This is a genomic window from Streptomyces sp. NPDC002574, from assembly GCF_042889545.1.
Classification (GTDB): domain Bacteria; phylum Actinomycetota; class Actinomycetes; order Streptomycetales; family Streptomycetaceae; genus Actinacidiphila.
The window spans coordinates 205876-226948 of record NZ_JBIARB010000009.1 but is presented as its reverse complement, the minus strand read 5'-3'; the positions used below and the strand labels follow the sequence as shown (position 1 = coordinate 226948).

19 protein-coding genes are annotated in these 21073 nt (G+C 72.4%); 15 read left to right on the top strand and 4 right to left on the bottom strand.

The window, feature by feature from the left end; genetic code table 11:
- Positions 1-35 precede the first annotated feature (35 nt).
- Entirely contained in the window at positions 36-1304 is a 1269-nt protein-coding gene (locus tag ACFYXS_RS23530; protein WP_389251252.1) for an MFS transporter, read from the top strand.
- Here ACFYXS_RS23530 and ACFYXS_RS23525 read toward each other — a convergent pair.
- Together ACFYXS_RS23525 and ACFYXS_RS23520 are read right to left on the bottom strand one after the other, a co-directional pair.
- Entirely contained in the window at positions 1301-1939 is a 639-nt protein-coding gene (locus ACFYXS_RS23525; protein ID WP_389251250.1) for a TIGR03085 family metal-binding protein, read from the bottom strand. The two genes, ACFYXS_RS23530 and ACFYXS_RS23525, sit on opposite strands and share 4 nt — an antisense overlap.
- 39 nt (positions 1940-1978) lie before the next feature.
- Positions 1979-2746 carry a hypothetical protein gene (locus ACFYXS_RS23520; RefSeq protein ID WP_389251248.1) on the bottom strand — a complete coding sequence of 256 codons (768 nt, stop codon included), beginning with the start codon at positions 2744-2746 and terminating at the stop codon, positions 1979-1981.
- Positions 2747-2829: 83 nt separating this feature from the next.
- Between ACFYXS_RS23520 and hisI the strand changes: the two genes are divergently transcribed.
- The 14 genes from hisI to ACFYXS_RS23450 all read left to right on the top strand — a co-directional run bounded on the left by hisI (position 2830) and on the right by ACFYXS_RS23450 (position 19062).
- Positions 2830-3177, top strand: a complete 348-nt coding sequence (gene hisI, locus ACFYXS_RS23515; protein WP_389251246.1) for a phosphoribosyl-AMP cyclohydrolase — start codon at positions 2830-2832, stop codon at positions 3175-3177.
- Between the two features lie 73 nt (positions 3178-3250).
- Positions 3251-4771, top strand: coding sequence for an anthranilate synthase component I (locus ACFYXS_RS23510; RefSeq protein ID WP_389251244.1), 1521 nt, complete (start codon positions 3251-3253; stop codon positions 4769-4771).
- A gap of 43 nt (positions 4772-4814) precedes the next feature.
- On the top strand, positions 4815-5495 hold the full coding sequence (locus ACFYXS_RS23505) for a TIGR02234 family membrane protein (RefSeq protein WP_389251242.1): 681 nt from the start codon (positions 4815-4817) through the stop codon (positions 5493-5495).
- 120 nt (positions 5496-5615) lie between these two features.
- Positions 5616-5831 carry an HGxxPAAW family protein gene (locus tag ACFYXS_RS23500; RefSeq protein ID WP_389251240.1) on the top strand — a complete coding sequence of 72 codons (216 nt, stop codon included), beginning with the start codon at positions 5616-5618 and terminating at the stop codon, positions 5829-5831.
- A 75-nt stretch (positions 5832-5906) separates the two neighbouring features.
- Complete coding sequence (locus ACFYXS_RS23495) at positions 5907-6359, top strand: DUF2752 domain-containing protein (RefSeq protein WP_389251238.1); 453 nt, start codon at positions 5907-5909, stop codon at positions 6357-6359.
- 150 nt (positions 6360-6509) lie between these two features.
- Positions 6510-7319 (top strand): indole-3-glycerol phosphate synthase TrpC, encoded by an 810-nt coding sequence (gene trpC / locus ACFYXS_RS23490; RefSeq protein ID WP_319661104.1) that lies wholly within the window; start codon positions 6510-6512, stop codon positions 7317-7319.
- Positions 7320-7327: 8 nt separating this feature from the next.
- Positions 7328-7465: a tryptophan biosynthesis modulator TrpM gene (gene trpM, locus ACFYXS_RS23485; protein WP_389251235.1), complete on the top strand. Its 138-nt coding sequence runs from the start codon at positions 7328-7330 to the stop codon at positions 7463-7465.
- Positions 7466-7617: 152 nt separating this feature from the next.
- Positions 7618-8868 (top strand): tryptophan synthase subunit beta, encoded by a 1251-nt coding sequence (trpB, locus tag ACFYXS_RS23480; protein WP_389251233.1) that lies wholly within the window; start codon positions 7618-7620, stop codon positions 8866-8868.
- Complete coding sequence (gene trpA / locus ACFYXS_RS23475; protein WP_389251231.1) at positions 8865-9674, top strand: tryptophan synthase subunit alpha; 810 nt, start codon at positions 8865-8867, stop codon at positions 9672-9674. Before trpB ends, trpA begins: the two co-directional genes overlap by 4 nt.
- 76 nt (positions 9675-9750) lie before the next feature.
- Positions 9751-10677 (top strand): DsbA family protein, encoded by a 927-nt coding sequence (locus tag ACFYXS_RS23470; protein WP_389251229.1) that lies wholly within the window; start codon positions 9751-9753, stop codon positions 10675-10677.
- A gap of 87 nt (positions 10678-10764) precedes the next feature.
- Entirely contained in the window at positions 10765-11790 is a 1026-nt protein-coding gene (gene lgt / locus ACFYXS_RS23465) for a prolipoprotein diacylglyceryl transferase (protein WP_389251227.1), read from the top strand.
- A gap of 185 nt (positions 11791-11975) precedes the next feature.
- The gene (locus ACFYXS_RS23460; protein WP_389251225.1) at positions 11976-12716 is read left to right on the top strand and encodes a VIT1/CCC1 transporter family protein; all 741 of its coding nucleotides are present in this window, start codon (positions 11976-11978) and stop codon (positions 12714-12716) included.
- 345 nt (positions 12717-13061) lie between these two features.
- Positions 13062-17609 (top strand): glutamate synthase large subunit, encoded by a 4548-nt coding sequence (gene gltB / locus ACFYXS_RS23455; protein WP_389251223.1) that lies wholly within the window; start codon positions 13062-13064, stop codon positions 17607-17609.
- On the top strand, positions 17602-19062 hold the full coding sequence (locus tag ACFYXS_RS23450; RefSeq protein WP_389251221.1) for a glutamate synthase subunit beta: 1461 nt from the start codon (positions 17602-17604) through the stop codon (positions 19060-19062). Before gltB ends, ACFYXS_RS23450 begins: the two co-directional genes overlap by 8 nt.
- 66 nt (positions 19063-19128) lie before the next feature.
- Here the strand turns inward: ACFYXS_RS23450 and ACFYXS_RS23445 are convergent, their stop codons facing one another.
- Positions 19129-19839 (bottom strand): calcium-binding protein, encoded by a 711-nt coding sequence (locus ACFYXS_RS23445; RefSeq protein ID WP_389251219.1) that lies wholly within the window; start codon positions 19837-19839, stop codon positions 19129-19131.
- On the bottom strand, positions 19836-21062 hold the full coding sequence (wecB, locus tag ACFYXS_RS23440) for a non-hydrolyzing UDP-N-acetylglucosamine 2-epimerase (RefSeq protein ID WP_389251217.1): 1227 nt from the start codon (positions 21060-21062) through the stop codon (positions 19836-19838). The genes ACFYXS_RS23445 and wecB overlap by 4 nt, the downstream gene beginning before the upstream one ends.
- Positions 21063-21073: the final 11 nt, after the last annotated feature.

The window sequence follows — 21073 nt, the reverse complement described above, 5'->3', positions numbered from 1 at the left end:
ACTCCGAAGAAGACTCCGAAGAAGGAGGCGACCGCATGGCGGCCCCCGGAATCTCCGCACCGCCCCTCATCCTGCCCGCCGTCCCCGCCCACCGGGACGGCAACGTCCTGCGCTGGCTGACCGCGTTCACGGCCTCGCTGGTGGGCGACGCCGTGTGGTTCCTCGCCCTGTCCTGGGCCGCGACGCGCGCCGGCGACCCCGGGCGGGCCGGACTGGTGCTCGCGGCCGGCGCGGTGCCGCGCGCCGTGCTGATGCTCGGCGGGGGAGTGCTCGCCGACCGCTTCGGCCCGCGCCGCATCGTCATCGGCAGCGACCTGACGCGCTGTGTGGTGATGTTCGCGGCGGCCGCGCTGCTCGCCCTCACCTCGCCGGGACTGTGGGCGCTCGCCGTGATCGCGCTGCTCTTCGGCGCCGTGGACGCCGTGTTCCTCCCGGCCGTCGGCGCGCTCCCGCCCCGCATCACCGGCGCCGACCAGCTCGGCCGGCTCCACGGGATGAAAGGCATCGCGATGCGCGTCGGCAACGTCGCCGGCGCCTCGCTGGGCGGCACCGCCGTCGCGACGGGCGGGCCGTCCGTCGCCTTCGCCGTCGCGGGAACCCTGTTCGCCGTCTCGCTCGTGCTGCTGGCCGCCGTCCGCCTGGCACCGCTGCCGCCCGACGACCGCTCGGCAGAGCACGCCTCCACGCCCTGGAAGGACCTGGCCGAGGGCCTGCGCTACATACGCCGCCGCCGCGTGCTCGCCGCCCTCATGATCGTCATCGCGGTGGGGGAGCTCGGCTTCGCCGGCCCCCTCAACATCGGGCTCACCCTGCTCGTCGCCGACCGCGGCTGGGGCGCCGCGGGGCTCGGCTGGATCGTCAGCGGATTCGGGGCCGGCGCGGGGGCCGCCTCGCTGCTGCTGACCGTACGCGGTCGGCTGCCGCGCGCCGGACTGGCCCAGTCGTGCTGCCTCGGCCTCGGGGCAGTGGCGGTCGCGGTGCTCGCCTTCGTGCCGGCACTGCCCGCGGCGGTCGCCGTCGCGGCCGTGGTCGGCCTCGTGGCGGGACTGAGCGGGGCTCTCTGCGGCGCCCTGCTGCAGACTGTCACCGACGGCCCCTACCTGGGCAGGGTCAGCTCCGTCGCCGCGCTGTTCTCCCTCGGCGTCGCTCCGCTGAGCTTCCCGCTCACCGGAGCCGCCATCGGGGCCTGGGGCGTCCGGCCGGTGTTCGTCGCGAGCGCAGCGGTCGCGGCCGCGGGAGCCGTCTTCGGACTCGCCGCGCCCGCGCTGCGCCGGGCCGAACTCGCGCGCAGGAGCCCGGGCTAGCCCGAGATGCCGAGCCGCGCCTCGTACAGCCGGCCCACGGCGTCCTTGTCGCCCTCGGTCTCCACCCGGGCCGCCTCCTGCCGCCCGAAGGCGAACAGCAGCAGTTCCGACGGCTCTCCGGTGACCGTCACGACCGGGGTGCCGCGGTGGGCCACCGCGGTCTGCCCGTCCGGCCTGCGCAGCACGACGCCGACCGGGGCCTTGCGGCCCAGCAGCCGGGCGGAACGCTCCAGACGGGACCAGAGCAGATCGGAGAAGACGGGGTCCAGCTGGCGCGGCGCCCAGTCGTGCTGGGCGCGGCGCACGTCCTCGGAATGGACGTAGAACTCGACGGTGTTGGCGGCTTCGTCGATCTGCTTGAGGGCGAACGGCGACAACCGCGGTGGCCCGGTGCGGATGAGCTGGATGAGTTCCTCGTACGGCTTCGCCACGAACTCCTTGCGGATCCGCTCCGACCGGGCCGCGAGCTGTGGGATGACCAGGCCGGCCGAGGCGTCGCTGCGCCGCTCGCGGACGACGACGTGGGCGGCGAGGTCGCGGGTGGTCCAGCCCTTGCAGAGGGTGGGCGCGTCGGAGCCGGCGCTCTCCAGCAGGTCGGCGAGGAGCAGACGTTCACGCTGGGCATGAGTCGACATGCCGTCAGCCTACGTCGGCTCCTCGCCCACCGGCAGCACCTACGAGAGCGGTTTCGCCAGCTTCTCGCCATCGGGCTTGTTGCTGAGCGTCAGGGAGCAGGAGACCGTGTTCTTGCCCTGCACCTGGTACCCGGCCAGCTTCGGGTAGAGCGCGTAGTAGTAGAACGTGCGGTTGTCCGTGATGTGGTCCAGACGCTTGCCGGCGTCCTTCTCGCAGAGCTGGAGCACCTTCTTCTTCAGCGCGGCCTCGGTCGCGAAGGTGCCGGTGATCTTCTCGTGCGCGATGACCTCGGCGTCGTGCGGGCCGGTGCAGGGGACCGGGGTGACCTCGGTGACGCTGCTGTCCAGACCGGGGTCGTTGAAGCACTGGCCGACATCGAGCACGACGTACTTGCGGAACGTCTCCGCGGGCGACGGCGAGGAGGTCGTGTCGTCCGTGGGCTCCGACGACGTCGGCGCCGAGGTCGCCGGGCTGCTGGAGGACGACGCCGCGTCCTTGTCGTCGCCACCGCCCAGCGCCACCGCGAGTCCGCCGACGATCACCGCGACCAGTACGACCGCACCGATGACGATCGCCGCGATCTTCGCTCCGCCGCCGCTGCGCGGGGGAGGCTGCGGGGGCGGATAGCCGCCGTAACCACCCTGCGGGGGCTGCTGCTGGTACGGCGCCTGCGGGGGCTGGTACGGCTGCGGCTGGTACGGCTGGGGCTGGTACTGCGGCGGACCGAAACCCCCGGGGGGCGGCCCGAAACCGCCGCCCTGGCCGGAGCGCGGGTCGTCGGGAGGGGGCTGCGGAGGAAAACTCATGGACGAAGCATGCCCCATACGGGTGATCGTCGTGTGTGCGGGAGTCGAAGTACCGCCCTCCCCGACGCGGCAGAATGGAGGGCATGGAATCCCCGCTCGACCCAGCCATCGCCGCCCGTCTCAAGCGCACGGCCGACGGGCTCGTGCCCGCCGTCGCCCAGCAGTACGACACGGGCGAGGTCCTCATGCTCGGATGGATGGACGACGAGGCGCTGCACCGCACCCTGACCACCGGCCGCTGCACCTACTGGAGCCGCAGCCGCCGGGAGTACTGGGTCAAGGGCGACACGTCCGGGCACGTCCAGCACGTCAAGTCCGTGGCCCTGGACTGCGACGGCGACACGATCCTCGTGAAGGTCGACCAGACCGGCGCGGCCTGCCACACCGGCGACCGCACATGCTTCGACGCGGACGTGCTGCCTCTCTCCTGAAGGCCCGGTTCGCCTCCGGCCCACTCGCCGGGGGAAAGCGGAGCGCGGCGTGGCGGGGACTAGGCTGCGGGGCATGACCACGGGCACCGTCACTCCCGATCTCGAGACGTTCCGCAAGCTGGCGCTGGACCGCCGGGTGATTCCGGTCAGCAGGAGGCTGCTGGCCGACGGGGACACGCCGGTCGGGTTGTACCGGAAGCTGGCGGGGGAGCGGCCGGGGACGTTCCTGCTGGAGTCGGCGGAGAACGGGCGCTCGTGGTCGCGGTATTCGTTCGTCGGGGTGCGGAGCGCGGCGACGCTGACGGAGCGGGACGGGCAGGCGCACTGGCTGGGGACGCCGCCGGTGGCGGTGCCTCAGGACGGCGATCCGCTGGAGGCGTTGCGGGCCACGACGGAGGCGCTGCACACGCCCCGCGACCTGCACGACGACGCGGGGCTGCCGCCGTTCACCGGCGGGATGGTCGGGTACCTGGGGTACGACGTCGTGCGCCGTCTGGAGCGGGTCGGCGACCACGCGCGGGACGACCTGGGGCTGCCCGAGCTCACGATGCTGCTGACCTCGGACCTCGCGGTGCTCGACCACTGGGACGGCTCGGTGCTGCTGATCGCCAACGCGATCAACCACAACGACCTGGACACCGGCGTGGACGAGGCCTACGCGGACGCGGTGGCGCGGCTGGACGCGATGACCGCGGACCTGGCCCGGCCGGTGGACTCCGCGCCGGTGGAACTGCCGCCGTCGCGGCTGCCGGAGGAGATCACGGCGCGCTTCGGGGGCGCCGCGTACCACGGGGCCGTGGAGCGGACGAAGGAGTACATCAGGGCCGGCGACGCGTTCCAGGTGGTGCCGTCGCAGCGGTTCGAGACGCCGTGCCCGGCGAGCGCGCTGGACGTGTACCGGGTGCTGCGGGCCACCAACCCGTCCCCGTACATGTACCTGTTCCGGTTCGAGGGCTTCGACGTCGTGGGGTCGAGCCCCGAGGCGCTGGTGAAGGTGGAGGACGGCCGCGCCACGGTGCACCCGATCGCGGGCACGCGGCCGCGCGGTGCGACGCCCCGCGAGGACCAGGCGCTCGCCGACGAGTTGCTGGCCGACCCCAAGGAGCGGGCGGAGCACCTGATGCTGGTGGACCTGGGCCGCAACGACCTGGGCCGGGTGTGCGAGCCGGGCAGCGTGGAGGTCGTCGACTTCATGTCGATCGAGCGCTACAGCCACGTGATGCACATCGTCTCGACGGTCACCGGCACCCTGGGGGCCGGCCGCACCGCGTTCGACGTGCTGACGGCCTGCTTCCCGGCCGGGACGCTGTCGGGGGCGCCGAAGCCCCGGGCGATGCAGATCATCGACGAACTGGAGCCGACCCGGCGCGGGCTGTACGGCGGCTGCGTGGGCTACCTGGACTTCGCCGGCGACTCGGACACGGCCATCGCCATCCGCACCGCTCTGCTGCGCGACGGCACGGCGTACATCCAGGCGGGCGCCGGCATCGTCGCCGACTCCGACCCGGTCTCCGAGGACACCGAGTGCCGGAACAAGGCGGCGGCCGTGCTGCGTGCCGTCGCCACGGCGAACCGGATGAGCGCGGGGGCGTAGCCCCGCGTACGCGGGCCGCGGGGCGAGGGGGGATAGTGGTCGGATGACCAGCGCCGTACCCCAGCCCCGTGCCACCGCCGACGCCGAAGGGACGGCGGTGACCCGCGAGCCGCGCCGCGCGGGCGGCCGTCGCAGCATGGCCGTCGCCCTGTCGGGCGGAGTGCTCGGCGCCGCGCTCGTACTCCTGGCCGCGGGCAAGACCTGGCAGCACGGCTTCGCCGGGACGGCCGGGGCCGGGGTGGCGGTGCACGTCAGCGGCGGTCAGGTGACGGCGGTGCCGGGCGCGCTGGCGCTGGTGGGACTGGCCGCCCTGGTGGCGGTCTTCGCCGTGCGCGGCGCGGCCCGCCTGGTCGTCAGCGGACTGCTCGCGCTGTGCGGGGCGGGCGCCCTGCTCGCGGCGCTCCTCGCCGTCGGGGACGCCTCCTCCCTGGACGCCGCGGCGGCCGCCGCCAGCGGTCTGACCCGGGCCACGGCGACCGGCACCACGACCACGGCCTGGCCGGCCGTGTCCGCGGCCGGCGGTGCGCTGCTGCTGCTCGCCGGGGCGACGGCCGTCCTGCGCGCCGCGTCCTGGCCCGGGATGTCCAGCCGGTACGAGCGGGACACCGCCGGGACGCCCCGTCGTGCGACCGCCCGTCCCGCTCGCGCCGCGGACGGCGAGGAACGCCCCGAGGACATGTGGAAGGCACTGGACCGCGGCGAGGACCCCACCGACGCGCTCTGACGCGCCGGGCCACCCCCCGCGCGCGGAGCGTGAGCGGAACAGGGGAGAATGAGGCGCGACGCGTGCCATCGCGCGGCGAACGACCAAACGAACCTTCTGTAGAACGACTTGGGAGCACTCATGGCGGGCAACAGCCACGGACACACCCCTGCCGCCTGGACCGGCGTGATCATCGCCTTCATCGGCTTCTGTGTCGCGGGTGCTTTCGTCGTCCTGGCGGAGCCGATCGGCATGTTCGCGGGCCTGGCCGTGGCCGCGGTGGGCGGTCTCATCGGCCTCGGCATGCGCGCTGCCGGTCTGGGCAAGCCGGTGGCGCAGAAGGCCGCGCGCGGCTGACCTGCCGCACCACGGCACCGGAGCCGCCCCGGCAGTGCGCCGCGGGCGGCTCCGCCGTATCCGCGGCGACCCCGGGTGTTCCCCGGCGGCCCGGCGCGGGACAATCGGCGGGTGACCGAGACCGTCATCACGCCGAAGGCGAGCGCCCTCGCCGCCCCGCTGGGCCTGCTGGGCGGCGTCGTCGCCGCCTTCGCCTACGTCGGGACCGTCGACCCCAACCAGCCCGGGCACTACCCCGTCTGCCCTCTGCTGCACTACACCGGCCTGTACTGCCCCGGCTGCGGCGGGCTGCGCAGCGCCTACGCGGTGGCGCACGGCGACTTCGGGGCCGCGTTCGGCCTCAACGCCCTCGCCGTCGCGATGTACCTGCTCTTCGCCGTCGCGATGGTGGTCTGGCTCTTCCGGGCCGTGCGCGGGCGGTCGTTCGGGGTGAGCCTGCGGCCGGTGCACTGGTGGGCGGTGGGGGCGGTCGTGGTGGTCTTCACCGTTGTCCGGAACCTGCCGTTCGGGGCCGCACTGGCCCCCTGACGGCGCCTGCCGGAGGGCGTCCGATCTGTCCGTCTGGTGGTTGTTGGTTCCGCCGGATGCGGGTCCGGGGGCCCCCGGCGGTTACCATCGCAGTGCTGGTGGAACATCTCACTGGCTTGATCGTTTCGCTTTCGGAAGGGGTCCTCTCGCGTGAGTGTGCTCGACGAGATCATCGACGGCGTCCGCGAAGACCTCGCCGAGCGGCAGGCCCGGGTCTCGCTCGACGAGCTCAAGCAGCGTGCCGCGAAGGCGCGTGACGCGAAGGACGGCGTGGCCGCCCTGCGCGGCGAAGGCGTCACCGTCATCTGCGAGGTCAAGCGGTCCAGCCCCTCCAAGGGCGCCCTCGCCGCCATCGCCGACCCGGCCGGCCTCGCCGCGGACTACGAGGCGGGCGGCGCGGCCGTCATCTCGGTCCTGACCGAGCAGCGCCGCTTCGGCGGCTCGCTGGCCGACCTGGAGGCCGTCCGGGCCAAGGTCGACATTCCCGTGCTGCGCAAGGACTTCATCGTCACCGCGTACCAGCTCTGGGAGGCGCGCGCCTACGGTGCCGACCTCGCGCTGCTGATCGTGGCCGCGCTGGAGCAGGACGCGCTGGTCTCCCTGATCGAGCGGGCCGAATCCATCGGGCTCACCCCGCTGGTCGAGGTGCACGACGAGGACGAGGTCGCCCGCGCCGTCGACGCCGGCGCCCGGATCATCGGCGTCAACGCGCGCAACCTGAAGACGCTCGAGGTCGACCGGGGCACCTTCGCCCGGGTCGCGCCGGAGATCCCGGACCACATCGTCAAGGTCGCCGAGTCCGGCGTCCGCGGCCCGCACGACCTGATCGCCTACGCCAACGACGGCGCCGACGCCGTGCTGGTGGGCGAGTCCCTGGTCACCGGCCGCGACCCGCGGACCGCGGTCGCCGACCTCGTCGCCGCCGGGGCCCACCCCGCGCTGCGCCACGGACGGGGCTGACCCCCGCCATGCACACCTACGCGCGACTCGCCCGGGGCTGCCGTCCCCGTGGCTGTCGCGCGCCCGCGCGGCGCATTCTCGGGCGCCGCGTGCGGTACCACATCGGCTGCGAGCCGGGGCAGATCAACGGTCGCCGATGGCGCTAGCCGTCGCGCGCGGCGCCCGGACGGGGTCCCGTCCAGGCCTGTGACGCGCGCGGCCGCGAACGCCGACGGCGCCGAGGGCGCCGTAGCGTGACCATTGGTACGCCCTGAGACTCTGGGGGCGCGAGCGCGCCCCCGAAGGAGCCGAGAACGCCATGTCCGTTGACTTCTTCATTCCCGACCCCGAGGGCCGGGTGCCCAGCGCCGAGGGCTACTTCGGCCGGTTCGGCGGCAAGTTCATCCCGGAGGCGCTGGTCGCCGCCGTGGACGAGGTCGCCGTCGAGTACGACAAGGCCAAGGCCGACCCGGCCTTCGCCGCGGAACTGAACGACCTGCTGGTGCACTACACCGGCCGCCCGAGTCCGCTCACCGAGGTGGCGCGGTTCGCCGAGCACGCCGGCGGCGCCCGGATCTTCCTCAAGCGCGAGGACCTCAACCACACCGGTTCGCACAAGATCAACAACGTGCTGGGCCAGGCGCTGCTCACCCGGCGCATGGGCAAGACCCGGGTGATCGCCGAGACCGGCGCCGGCCAGCACGGCGTCGCCACGGCGACGGCGTGCGCGCTGTTCGGCCTGGAGTGCGTGGTCTACATGGGTGAGATCGACACCGAGCGCCAGGCGCTGAACGTCGCCCGCATGCGCATGCTGGGCGCCGAGGTCGTCTCCGTGAAGTCCGGAAGCCGCACGCTGAAGGACGCGATCAACGAGGCGTTCCGCGACTGGGTCGCCAACGTGGACCGCACGCACTACCTGTTCGGCACCGTCGCCGGCCCGCACCCCTTCCCGGCCATGGTGCGCGACTTCCACCGCGTCATCGGCGTGGAGGCGCGTCGCCAGATCCTGGAGCGGACCGGCCGGCTGCCCGACGCGGTCGCCGCGTGCGTGGGCGGCGGGTCCAACGCCATCGGCCTGTTCCACGCCTTCATCCCCGACGAGTCCGTGCGCCTGGTGGGTCTGGAGGCGGCCGGCCACGGCGTGGACTCCGGCGAGCACGCCGCGACGCTCACCGTGGGCGAGCCCGGCATCCTGCACGGCTCGCGCTCCTACGTCCTCCAGGACGACGAGGGCCAGATCACCGAGCCCTACTCGATCTCGGCGGGCCTGGACTACCCCGGCATCGGCCCCGAGCACGCCTACCTGAAGGAGACCGGGCGCGCGGAGTACCGCCCGGTCACCGACGACGAGGCGATGCAGGCGCTGCGCCTGCTGTCGCAGACCGAGGGCATCATCCCGGCCATCGAGAGCGCCCACGCGCTCGCCGGGGTGCTGCGGCTCGGCCAGGAGGTCGGCGAGGACGGACTGCTCCTGGTGAACCTCTCCGGGCGCGGCGACAAGGACATGGACACCGCGGCCCGCTACTTCGGGCTGTACGACGGGGCCGAGAACGAGGGGGCCGCGAAGTGAGCGGGCAGATCGAACTGCTGGACCGGGCCCTGGCCGGCGCCAAGGCCGAGGGGCGGGCCGCCCTGGTCGCCTACCTCCCGGCGGGCTTCCCGACCGTCGACGGCGGCATCGAGGCCGTCAAGGCGGCCCTGGACGGCGGTGCCGACATCGTCGAGGTCGGCCTGCCGCACAGCGACCCGGTGCTGGACGGACCGGTCATCCAGACCGCCGACGACATCGCGCTGCGCGGCGGTGTGCGGATCAAGGACGTGCTGCGCACGGTGCGCGAGGCGTACGCGGCGACGGGCAAGCCGGTCCTGGTCATGACGTACTGGAACCCGGTCGACCGCTACGGCGCCGAGCGCTTCGCCGCGGAGCTCGCCGAGGCGGGCGGTGCGGGCTGCATCCTGCCCGACCTGCCGGTGGAGGAGTCCGAGGGCTGGCGCAAGGCCGCCGAGCAGCACGGGCTGGCCACCGTCTTCGTGGTGGCGCCGAGCAGCCGGGACGAGCGGCTGGCGAAGATCACGGCGGCGGGCACCGGCTTCGTCTACGCGGCCTCGCTGATGGGCGTCACCGGTACCCGTGCGAGCGTCGGCGCAGAGGCGGCCGAACTGGTGCGGCGCACCCGCGCGCAGACCGATCTGCCGGTCTGCGTCGGCCTCGGCGTCTCCAACGCGGAGCAGGCGGCCGAGGTCGCCGGGTTCGCGGACGGGGTGATCGTCGGCTCGGCCTTCGTGAAGAAGCTGCTGGACGCGCCGGACCTGGAGCAGGGCCTCACGGCGGTGCGCGAGCTGGCCGCGGACCTGGCCAAGGGCGTCCGCCGCTGAGCGGTGGCATCGCCCGAACGGGCGAATTACGGCCGGGGGCGCGCGCAGGTGCGCCCCCGGTTCGTTGTCCCGGGGTGTGAGCGAGAAGAACCGTGAAGGAAAGCGCAGCGCCCGCGAGCGGCTGCAGGAGCAGCGTGTGCAGGACCAACGCCGCCAGAAGCGCAAGAGGACGGCGATCGTCGCCGGCTCCGTCGTCGGGGTCCTGGTGATCGGTGCCGTCATCGGGGTCCTGGTGGCCAACGGCGGCGACGACTCCGAGGGGGCCGCCGCGACCTCCCCGGCGGGTGCGACGGGCGAGAACAAGCTCGTGATCCCCACCGGCGCGAGCGACGCCCCGTCCACGCTGACCGTGTACGAGGACTTCCGCTGCCCGGCCTGCGGCGCCTTCGAGCAGGGCTACCGGGACACCATCCACGCGCTGGAGGACAAGGGCCAGCTGAAGGTGGACTACCACCTGGTCCGGATCATCGACGGCAACCTGGGCGGCACCGGCTCGCTCAACGCGGCCAACGCCGCGGCCTGCGCGCAGGACCAGAACAAGTTCCGCGACTACCACGACGTGCTCTACCGCAACCAGCCGCCGGAGCAGGACGACAAGTTCGCGAGCAAGCCCTACCTGCTGCAGCTCGCCGGCCAGGTGCCGGGGCTGACGACCCCGGCGTTCACCGCCTGTGTGAACAAGGGCACGTACGACGACTGGGTGAACAAGAACAACAGCGCCTTCAACTCGTCCGGCTACAACTCCACCCCGACCGTGCTGCTCAACGGGAAGAACATCTACGGCGCCCAGGCCGCGCCGCTGACCCCGCAGAAGCTGCAGCAGATGGTCACCGACGCCAACAAGGGCAAGAAGGCGGGCACCGTCACGCCGAGCGTGACCCCGCCCAGCGCCCCGGCGAGCGGCTCGGCGGCCGCCTCCACGCCGGCCTCCTCGGCTCCGGCCTCGTCCGCCCCGGCGAGCGCGCCCGCGAGCCCGCCGGTGACCCCCACGACGAGCGGCTGAGGCACCCGCGGGGGAGCGGCCCGTTATCCAGCCGTTGCCGGGCGGGTGCCCGCCGTACCCGCCCGGCACGGTAGCGTCGGCAGTGCCATGGAACTCGCATTCATCCCCAGCCCGTCGCGCGGTGTGATCCACCTCGGACCCGTACCGCTGCGCGGCTATGCCTTCTGCATCATCATCGGTGTCTTCGTAGCCGTCTGGCTCGGAGGCAGGCGATGGGCCGCCCGCGGCGGACAGAAGACCACGATCGCGGACATCGCCGTGTGGGCGGTTCCGTTCGGTCTGGTCGGTGGCCGTCTCTACCACGTGATCACCAGTTACGAGCTCTACTTCGGTGAGGGCAAGCACTGGGTGAACGCGTTCAAGATCTGGGAGGGCGGCCTCGGTATCTGGGGCGCGATCGCCCTCGGTGCCCTGGGTGCGTGGATCGGATGCCGGCGGCGGGGCATCTCGCTGCCCGCGTACGCCGACGCCGTCGCCCCGGGCATCGCCTTCGCCCAGGCGATCGGCCGCTGGGGCAACTGGTTCAACCAGGAGCTCTACGGCCGGCCGACCGATCTGCCCTGGGCGCTGAAGATCGACGCCGCCCACCGGCCGGCGGACACCCTGAACGCCGCCACGTACCACCCGACGTTCCTGTACGAGTCCCTGTGGTGCGTCGGCGTGGCCCTGCTGGTGATCTGGGCCGACCGCCGCTTCAAGCTCGGCCACGGCCGCGCCTTCGCGCTGTACGTCGCGACGTACACCGTCGGCCGCTTCTGGATCGAGTACCTGCGCGTCGACGACGCCCACCACATCCTGGGCCTGCGGCTCAACGACTGGACGTCGATCATCGTCTTCGCCGGGGCGGTCGCGTACATGATCGTCTCAGCCCGGCTGCGTCCGGGCCGCGAGGAGAACGTCGAGCCGGCGCCCGTCGACGCGGCGGAGGGCGACGCCGGCACGACGGACCTGACGAAGTCCGCGGAGAAGGACGAAGCGGCCGGCGAGTCCGACAAGGCCGGCGAGGCCGACAAGGCCGGCGAGGCCGAGAAGGCCGCCGGGGACGAAGAGGCGGAAGCGGCGGAAGAGCAGGCCGGGGCCACGGCCGGGGCCGAGTCCGCCAAGAAGGGCTGATTCCGGCACATTCCGACGCCGGGCCGCGGCGCCGCCAGGGGTATGACCCCGGGCGGCGCCGCACTCGTTTCCGCAGGTAGGGGAGGCTTTCCTTGCTGGAAACGCAGGGAATCCGGGCGTACGGTCGAGGCGTTCCCAGGGGAGGACGCGGGCGGTCGCCACCCGCGGGAAGGAGTACGCGGACCATGTCGGCAGCGGTGGAGCGCAGCGAACTGGAGCAAGGCGCCCCCTATCACGTCTCGCACCACACGCACCGGGACGTGAGCGGAGGCTGGCTGCGGCCGGCGGTGTTCGGGGCGATGGACGGCCTGGTCTCCAACCTCGCGCTCATGACCGGCGTCGCCGGCGGCAACGTCGCCCCGTCCACCGTCGTGATCACCGGACTGGCCGGTCTGACCGCCGGCGCGTTCTCGATGGCGGCGGGCGAGTACACCTCCGTGGCCTCCCAGCGCGAGCTGGTCGAGGCGGAGCTCGACATAGAGCGCCGGGAGCTGCGCCGTCATCCGAAGGACGAGGAGCGGGAGCTCGCCGAGCTGTACATCGCGCGCGGCGTGGAGCCGGAGCTCGCCCGCGAGGTGGCCCGTCAGATGTCCCGGGACCCGGAGCAGGCGCTGGAGATCCACGCCCGCGAGGAGCTGGGCGTCGACCCGGCCGACCTTCCGTCGCCGCTGCTGGCGGCGGGCTCGTCCTTCCTGTCCTTCGGCATCGGCGCGCTGCTCCCGGTGCTGCCCTATCTGCTGGGTGCCACCGTGGTGTGGCCCGCGGCGGTCGTCGCCCTGATCGGACTGTTCCTCTGCGGTGCGGCTGTGGCCCGTGTGACGGCACGCAGCTGGTGGTTCGGCGGTTTGCGGCAACTTGTCTTGGGTGGAGCGGCTGCCGGGGTTACCTTCGTTCTGGGCGCGCTTTTCGGTACCGCCGTCGGTTGAGCCGGGTACAGGCCACGAACCACTTGTTACCCGCTCGTTTCAGCGCGGCCAACACAGGGCATCAGTCTGTGGCGCCGCGGGCAGTGTCGCCTGCGTCTCACGTGAGCGATGCTGGCCCCGAACTGCCTGCTCGTAGCGCTGTTCAGTCCACATGATGGAATCCGCTATCCACTTTTCGGTCATCAAGCCATCATGTAACCTGCTCGAAATCGCAGAGGGCCAACGTCGTCCCTAGCGCGCATGCATATGCCAGATGACGACGACGGGAGAGCCGACCAGATGCGTCCTGTTCTGCACCGGCCTACACACCCCCGCCCCGCCGGCCCCGGTTCCGGCCGGGCCCACATGGACGGGCGTCCCGCCCCCCAGGGGATGTACGACCCCCGTAACGAGCACGACGCGTGCGGCGTCGGTTTCGTGGCGACCCTCACCGGTGAGGCGGACCACGCGCTCGTCGAGCAGGCCCTGACCGTGCTGCGCAATCTGGAGCACCGCGGGGCCACCGGCTCCGAGCCGGACTCCGGCGACGGCGCGGGCATCCTGATGCAGATCCCGGACGCGTTCCTGAGGGCGGTGGCCGGTTTCGAGCTCCCCACCGCCGGACAGTACGCCGTCGGCATGGCCTTCCTGCCCGTCGAGGACGAGGACCGCCGCAAGGCCGTCGAGTCCATCGAGCGGATCGCCGCCGAGGAGGGCCTCACCGTCCTCGGCTGGCGCGAGGTGCCGACCGACGCCGCGAGCCTGGGCGCCACCGCCCGTTCGACCATGCCGTACTTCTCGCAGCTCTTCGTGGCCGACGCGCACGGCGTGGACGGACAGCGGAGGGCCGGGATCGACCTCGACCGCCCCGCCTTCGTGCTGCGCAAGCGCGCCGAGCGCGAGGCGGACGTCTACTTCCCGTCGCTGTCCGCCCGGACGGTCGTCTACAAGGGCATGCTGACCACCGGCCAGCTGGAGCCCTTCTTCCCCGACCTGTCCGACCCGCGCCTCGCCACCGCGATCGCCCTGGTCCACTCGCGCTTCTCCACCAACACCTTCCCGAGCTGGCCGCTCGCGCACCCGTACCGCTTCGTCGCCCACAACGGTGAGATCAACACCGTCAAGGGCAACCGCAACTGGATGCGCGCCCGCGAGTCACAGCTGGCCTCGGAGCTGTTCAGCGGGGACCTGGAGCGGATCTTCCCGGTCTGCACCCCGGACGCCTCCGACACGGCGACCTTCGACGAGGTGCTGGAGCTGCTGCACCTCGGCGGCCGCTCGCTGCCGCACAGCGTGCTGATGATGATCCCCGAGGCGTGGGAGAACCACGTCTCCATGGACCCGGCCCGCCGTGCCTTCTACCGCTACCACTCCACCCTCATGGAGCCCTGGGACGGCCCGGCCTGCGTGACCTTCACCGACGGCTCCGTCGTCGGCGCGGTCCTGGACCGCAACGGCCTGCGCCCCGGCCGTTACTGGGTCACCGACGACGGCCTGGTCGTGCTCGCCTCGGAGTCCGGCGTCCTGGACGACATCGCCCCGGAGCGGATCGTCCGCAAGGGCCGGCTGCAGCCCGGCCGGATGTTCCTGGTCGACACCGTCGAGCACCGGATCATCGAGGACGACGAGATCAAGTCGCAGCTCGCCGCCGAGCACCCCTACGGCGAGTGGCTGGACGCCGGCCTGATCCACCTCGACGACCTGCCCGAGCGCGAGCACATCGTGCACACGCACGCCTCGGTCACCCGCCGCCAGCAGACCTTCGGTTACACCGAGGAGGAGCTGCGCATCATCCTGGCGCCGATGGCCAAGACCGGCGGTGAGCCGCTGGGCTCCATGGGCACCGACTCGCCGATCGCGGCGCTGTCCGAGCGTCCCCGGCTGCTCTTCGACTACTTCACCCAGTTGTTCGCGCAGGTCACCAACCCGCCGCTGGACGCCATCCGCGAGGAACTGGTCACCTCGCTGATCAGCGCCGTCGGCCCGTCCGGCAACCTGCTGGAGCCCTCGCCGGCCTCCTGTCGCAACATCACGATGCCGTTCCCGGTGATCGACAACGACGAGCTGGCCAAGCTCATCCACATCAACGCCGACGGCGACCTGCCGGGCCTGAAGGCCGCGACCCTCTCGGGCCTGTACCGGGTCTCCGGCGGTGGCGAGGCGCTGGCCGCCCGGCTCACCGAGATCTGCGCCGAGGCCGACGCCGCCATAGAGGCCGGCGCCCGCTTCATCGTGCTGTCCGACCGGCACTCCGACGCCGAGCACGCGCCGATCCCGTCGCTGCTGCTCACCTCGGCCGTCCACCACCACCTCATCCGCACCAAGCAGCGCACCCAGGTGGGCCTGCTGGTCGAGGCCGGTGACGTCCGCGAGGTCCACCACGTCGCGCTGCTGATCGGCTACGGCGCCGCGGCGGTCAACCCGTACCTGGCCATGGAGTCGGTCGAGGACCTGCTGCGCGCGGGCACCTTCATCTCCGGCATCGAGCCCGAGGCGGCCATCAAGAACCTGATCAAGGCGCTGGGCAAGGGTGTGCTGAAGGTGATGTCCAAGATGGGCATCTCCACCGTCGCCTCCTACCGCGGCGCGCAGGTCTTCGAGGCGATCGGCCTGGACGGCGACTTCACCGACACCTACTTCCACGGCACCACCAGCAAGATCGGCGGCGCCGGGATCGACGTGATCGCCCAGGAGGTCGCGGCCCGCCACGCCAAGGCGTACCCCGCCTCCGGCATCGCGCCGGCGCACCGCCGGCTGGAGATCGGCGGCGAGTACCAGTGGCGCCGCGAGGGCGAGCCGCACCTGTTCGACCCCGAGACGGTCTTCCGGCTGCAGCACGCCACGCGCTCCCGCCGCTACGACATCTTCCAGCAGTACACGAACCGGGTGAACGAGCAGTCCGAGCGGCTGATGACGCTGCGCGGCCTGTTCCGCTTCAAGGACGCGGACGACCAGCGCAAGCCGATCCCGGTCGACGAGGTCGAGCCGGTCTCCGAGATCGTCAAGCGGTTCTCCACCGGAGCCATGTCGTACGGCTCCATCTCGCGCGAGGCGCACGAGACGCTGGCCATCGCCATGAACCAGCTGGGCGGCAAGTCCAACACCGGCGAGGGCGGCGAGGACCCGGACCGCCTGTACGACCCGGAGCGCCGCTCGGCGATCAAGCAGGTCGCCTCCGGCCGCTTCGGCGTGACCTCGGAGTACCTGGTCAACGCCGACGACATCCAGATCAAGATGGCCCAGGGCGCCAAACCCGGCGAGGGCGGCCAGCTGCCCGGCCACAAGGTCTACCCGTGGATCGGCAGGACCCGGCACAGCACCCCCGGTGTGGGCCTGATCTCGCCCCCGCCGCACCACGACATCTACTCCATCGAGGACCTGGCGCAGCTGATCCACGACCTCAAGAACGCCAACCCGGCCGCCCGCATCCACGTGAAGCTGGTGTCCGAGGTCGGCGTCGGCACGGTCGCCGCGGGCGTCTCCAAGGCCCACGCCGACGTCGTGCTGATCTCCGGCCACGACGGCGGCACCGGCGCCTCCCCGCTGACCTCCCTGAAGCACGCGGGCGGCCCCTGGGAGCTGGGCCTGGCCGAGACGCAGCAGACGCTGCTCCTCAACGGCCTGCGCGACCGGATCGTCGTGCAGACCGACGGCCAGCTCAAGACCGGCCGCGACGTGGTCATCGCCGCCCTGCTGGGCGCCGAGGAGTTCGGCTTCGCGACCGCGCCCCTGGTGGTCTCCGGCTGCGTGATGATGCGCGTGTGCCACCTGGACACCTGCCCGGTCGGCATCGCGACCCAGAACCCGGTGCTGCGCGACCGCTTCTCCGGCAAGGCCGAGTACGTGGTGAACTTCTTCGAGTTCATCGCGCAGGAGGTCCGCGAGCTCCTGGCCGAACTGGGCTTCCGTTCGATCGAGGAGGCCGTCGGCCACGCCGAGCTGATCGACACCACCGCGGCCGTCGACCACTGGAAGGCGCAGGGCATGGACCTGGCCCCGCTCTTCCACGTGCCCGAGCTGCCCGAGGGTGCCGCCCTGCACCGCACCACCGAGCAGGACCACGGCCTGGACAAGGCACTGGACCAGCAGCTCATCGAGCTGGCCGGCGAGGCGCTGCACACCGGCGACCCGGTCCGCGCCCAGGTCAAGATCCGCAACGTCAACCGCACGGTCGGCACCATGCTCGGCCACGAGGTGACGAAGAAGTACGGTGGCGCGGGCCTGCCCGATGACACCATCGACGTCACCCTGACCGGCTCGGCCGGCCAGTCGTTCGGCGCGTTCCTCCCCAAGGGCATCACCCTGCGCCTGGAGGGCGACGCCAACGACTACGTCGGCAAGGGCCTGTCCGGCGGCCGGATCGTCGTCCGCCCGGACCGCGGCGCCGACCACCTGGCCGAGTACTCGACCATCGCGGGCAACACCATCGCCTACGGCGCCACCGGCGGTGAGCTGTTCCTGCGCGGCACCACCGGAGAGCGCTTCTGCGTCCGCAACTCCGGTGCCACCGTGGTGTCCGAAGGCGTGGGCGACCACGGCTGCGAGTACATGACCGGCGGCCGGGCGCTCGTGCTCGGCCCGACGGGCCGCAACTTCGCGGCCGGCATGTCCGGCGGCATCGCGTACGTCCTCGACCTCGACCCCGGAAGCGTCAACACCGGCATGGTGAACGTCGAGGACCTGGACGCGGACGACATCAAGTGGCTGCACGACGTGGTGCGCCGCCACCACGAGGAGACCGGCTCGACGGTGGCCGAGAAGCTCCTCGCCGACTGGGGGAACACCCTGACCCGCTTCGGCAAGGTCATGCCGAGGGACTACAAGGCAGTGCTCGCCGCCAAGAACGCCGCCGAGCAGGCCGGACTCTCCGAGTCCGAGACCACCGCGAAGATGATGGAGGCGGCAAATGGCTGACCCGAAGGGCTTCCTCACCACGCCCCGCGAGACCGCTCCGACCCGGCCGGTCGAGGAGCGCAGGCGGGACTGGAACGAGGTCTACGTTCCCGGCGGGCTGCTGCCGATCATCTCCGAGCAGGCCGGACGCTGCATGGACTGCGGCATCCCCTTCTGCCACAACGGGTGTCCGCTGGGGAACCTGATCCCCGAGTGGAACGACTACGCCTACCGCGAGGACTGGAAGGCCGCGAGCGAGCGCCTGCACGCGACCAACAACTTCCCGGAGTTCACCGGCCGCCTCTGCCCGGCGCCCTGTGAGTCCGCCTGCGTGCTCGGTATCAACCAGCCCGCGGTGACCATCAAGAACGTCGAGGTCACCATCATCGACAAGGCCTGGGACAGCGGCGACGTCACGCCGCAGCCCCCGGACCGGCTGTCGGGCAAGACCGTCGCCGTCATCGGCTCGGGCCCGGCGGGCCTGGCCGCCGCCCAGCAGCTGACCCGGGCCGGCCACACGGTCGCGGTGTACGAGCGCGCCGACCGCATCGGCGGCCTGCTGCGCTACGGCATCCCCGAGTTCAAGATGGAGAAGCGGCACATCAACCGCCGTATCGAGCAGATGCGCGCGGAGGGCACCAAGTTCCGCACCGGTGTGGAGATCGGCCGCGACCTCGACGGCGCCAAGCTGCGCAAGCGGTACGACGCGGTCGTCATCGCCGCCGGCGCCACCCAGTGGCGCGACCTGCCGGCCGAGGGGCGCGAACTGCGCGGCATCCACCAGGCCATGGAGTACCTGCCGCTGTCGAACAAGGTGCAGGAGGGCGACTTCGTCGCCCCGCCGATCACCGCCGCGGGCAAGCACGTGGTCGTCATCGGCGGCGGCGACACCGGCGCGGACTGCGTCGGCACCGCCCACCGCCAGGGCGCCCTGTCGGTCACCCAGCTGGAGATCATGCCGCGGCCGTCCGACGACCGTCCGGCGCACCAGCCCTGGCCGACGATGCCGATGACGTACAAGGTCACCTCGGCCCACGAGGAGGGCGGCGAGCGGGTCTACGCCGTCAACACCGTGAAGTTCGAGGGCGATGAGGACGGGAACGTCAAGGCGCTGCACCTGGTCGAGGTCGTCTTCCAGGACGGGAAGTTCGTCCCGCAGCCGGGCACCGAGAAGGTCATCCCGGCCGACCTGGTGACCCTGGCCATGGGCTTCACCGGCACCGACCAGAAGAACGGCCTGGCCGAGCAGTTGGGCCTGGAGATGGACGCCCGCGGCAACGTGGCCCGCGACAAGGACTTCGCCACCAACGTCGAGGGCGTCTTCGTCGCCGGTGACGCCGGGCGCGGACAGTCGCTGATCGTGTGGGCCATCGCCGAGGGCCGTTCCGCCGCCCGCGCGGTGGACCGCTTCCTGACCGGCGCCAGCATCCTGCCCGCCCCGATCCGCCCGACCGACCGGCCGCTGACGGTCTGAGGTCCCGCGAGGAAAAGAGCTGTCCCGTACAACGGCGTACGGAACGGAAGGCGGCGCCTGCCCTCACTACCCGGCCGAGGGCAGGCGCCGCACTTGCATGCCGGCGAAGCCGGCCCGCGCGTCCTCGGTGTACGCGCCCACGCTGCCGCTGGTGTAGGGCCGTTCGGCGTCGGTGAACGAGGTCAGGAAGCGCCCGCCCACGGTGACGGTGACCACGGCACCGCGCTGCTCCACCCCGACCTCGTACCACGGGCCCGGGGGGAAGGGTTCCGGCCCGGTCGCCAGGAAGCGCTGGCCGCCGGGGTAGGCGGGGTCGCGTTTGCCCAGCTCCCAGCCGTTGGGCTTGAGCGTGACGTAGTAGAAGTGCTCGGGGTCGCTGTACCCCCACACCAGCCAGGGCACCTCCCACGGATTGGGCGTCGGGGAGCGCAGTTGGCGCAGCGCCCGCATCCGCGCCGACCAGGTCATGTCCGTGTAGCGCCCGGTGCTGACCACCAGCCCGGCGTGCGTCTCGTCGGGGCGGGTCGAGGGGGCCGGGGAGAGCGTCAGCGAGGTGTCGTCGCCGCGGTTGTCGCCGTACCCGTCGTACACCGACAGCCAGCGGCCGTGCACCGAGCCGTCCTCCCAGCCGGGGGCCGCCGCGCCGGGCCCGGTGCAGGCGTACACGACGCCGCCCACCACCAGCAGCAGCGCCAGCGCGAACCCGGCAGGCCGACGGCCCCTCCGCCGCGGGCGGGGGAGGGGCCTGGACGCGAGGAACCGGGGCGCGGTGGTCATGCCCTGGAGTACGGCTCCGCGGCCCGGGGCGGCGCGGCCGCCGCGGCGAGTTCGCCGCGCAGGGCGTCACCTCGTACATCCGTACCGAACTCTCCGAAGTCCTCGGCCAGTTGGGCGAGGATGCGGTCGGCCGCGAGTCCGTCGCCGAAGGGATTGCCGGCGGTCGCCATGCGGTGGTACTCCGCCGGGTCGTCCAGCAGCCGCGTCGCCGCGCCGAGGATCGCGTCGGGATCGGTGCCGATGAGCCGGGCCGCGCCCGCCTCGACGGCCTCGGGCCGCTCGGTGGTGGTGCGCAGCACCAGGGCGGGCTTGCCGAGGCTCGGTGCCTCCTCCTGGATGCCGCCGGAATCGGTGAGCACCAGTTCGCAGTCCGCGAGGGTGGCCGCGAAGTCCGGGTAGCCCAGCGGCTCGACGACGTGGACCGCGTGGTGGCCGGTCAGTTCGGGGAGCAGGGCCTCGCGGACGGCCGGGCTCTTGTGCAGCGGCAGCAGGATCTCCACGTCACCGCGCTCGCCCAGGCGGCGCAGCGCCCTGCCCATCGCGCGCATGCGCTCGCCCTGGTTCTCCCTGCGGTGCAGCGTCAGCAGCACCCTGCGGCGGCCGGTGCCGGGGAAGGCGCTGCGGCCCACGCCCTCGCCGATCACCCACAGCAGGTTGTCGATGACGGTGTTGCCGGTGACGAACACCTGGGTGTCCGGGGTCCCTTCGGCACGTAGATGGCCGGCGGCCTGCGCGGTGGGCGCGAAGTGCCAGCGGGCGATGCGCCCGATGAGACGGCGGTTGAGCTCCTCGGGGAAGGGGTTGTCGAGGACGCCGGTGCGCAGGCCCGCCTCGACGTGGGCGACCGGCACCCGCTCGTAGAAGGCGGCCAGGGCCCCGGCCAGCGCGGTGGTGGTGTCGCCCTGGACGATGACCAGATCCGGGCGGTCGCCCCGGATGACCTCGCCCAGCCCCTCCACCAGACGGGCGGTCAGTTCGGACAGCTGCTGGCGCTCGCGCATCACGTCGAGGCCGGTCGTGGCCGGGACCCGGAGCAGGTCCAGCATCTGGTGGAGCATCTCGCGGTGCTGCCCGGTGGTGACCACCAGCGGTTCGAAGAGGTCGGAAGCGGCCATCGCGCGGGCCACCGGAGCCAGCTTGATCACCTCCGGCCTGGTGCCGAGGACGAGCATCGCGCGGATGGTGCCCGGCACTTCGGGCGCATCGGCGGAGCGTGCGGACATGGATCCCCCTG

Excerpts from the sequence above, each read along its gene's own strand:
- ACFYXS_RS23530 (WP_389251252.1), top strand. The coding sequence starts at position 36 with ATGGCGGCCCCCGGAATCTCCGCACCGCCCCTCATCCTGCCCGCCGTC.
- ACFYXS_RS23525 (WP_389251250.1), bottom strand. The coding sequence starts at position 1,939 with ATGTCGACTCATGCCCAGCGTGAACGTCTGCTCCTCGCCGACCTGCTG.
- ACFYXS_RS23520 (WP_389251248.1), bottom strand. The coding sequence starts at position 2,746 with ATGAGTTTTCCTCCGCAGCCCCCTCCCGACGACCCGCGCTCCGGCCAG.
- hisI (WP_389251246.1), top strand. The coding sequence starts at position 2,830 with ATGGAATCCCCGCTCGACCCAGCCATCGCCGCCCGTCTCAAGCGCACG.
- ACFYXS_RS23510 (WP_389251244.1), top strand. The coding sequence starts at position 3,251 with ATGACCACGGGCACCGTCACTCCCGATCTCGAGACGTTCCGCAAGCTG.
- ACFYXS_RS23505 (WP_389251242.1), top strand. The coding sequence starts at position 4,815 with ATGACCAGCGCCGTACCCCAGCCCCGTGCCACCGCCGACGCCGAAGGG.
- ACFYXS_RS23500 (WP_389251240.1), top strand. The coding sequence starts at position 5,616 with ATGGCGGGCAACAGCCACGGACACACCCCTGCCGCCTGGACCGGCGTG.
- trpM (WP_389251235.1), top strand. The coding sequence starts at position 7,328 with ATGCACACCTACGCGCGACTCGCCCGGGGCTGCCGTCCCCGTGGCTGT.
- trpB (WP_389251233.1), top strand. The coding sequence starts at position 7,618 with ATGTCCGTTGACTTCTTCATTCCCGACCCCGAGGGCCGGGTGCCCAGC.
- lgt (WP_389251227.1), top strand. The coding sequence starts at position 10,765 with ATGGAACTCGCATTCATCCCCAGCCCGTCGCGCGGTGTGATCCACCTC.
- ACFYXS_RS23460 (WP_389251225.1), top strand. The coding sequence starts at position 11,976 with ATGTCGGCAGCGGTGGAGCGCAGCGAACTGGAGCAAGGCGCCCCCTAT.
- gltB (WP_389251223.1), top strand. The coding sequence starts at position 13,062 with ATGGACGGGCGTCCCGCCCCCCAGGGGATGTACGACCCCCGTAACGAG.
- ACFYXS_RS23450 (WP_389251221.1), top strand. The coding sequence starts at position 17,602 with ATGGCTGACCCGAAGGGCTTCCTCACCACGCCCCGCGAGACCGCTCCG.
- ACFYXS_RS23445 (WP_389251219.1), bottom strand. The coding sequence starts at position 19,839 with ATGACCACCGCGCCCCGGTTCCTCGCGTCCAGGCCCCTCCCCCGCCCG.
- wecB (WP_389251217.1), bottom strand. The coding sequence starts at position 21,062 with ATGTCCGCACGCTCCGCCGATGCGCCCGAAGTGCCGGGCACCATCCGC.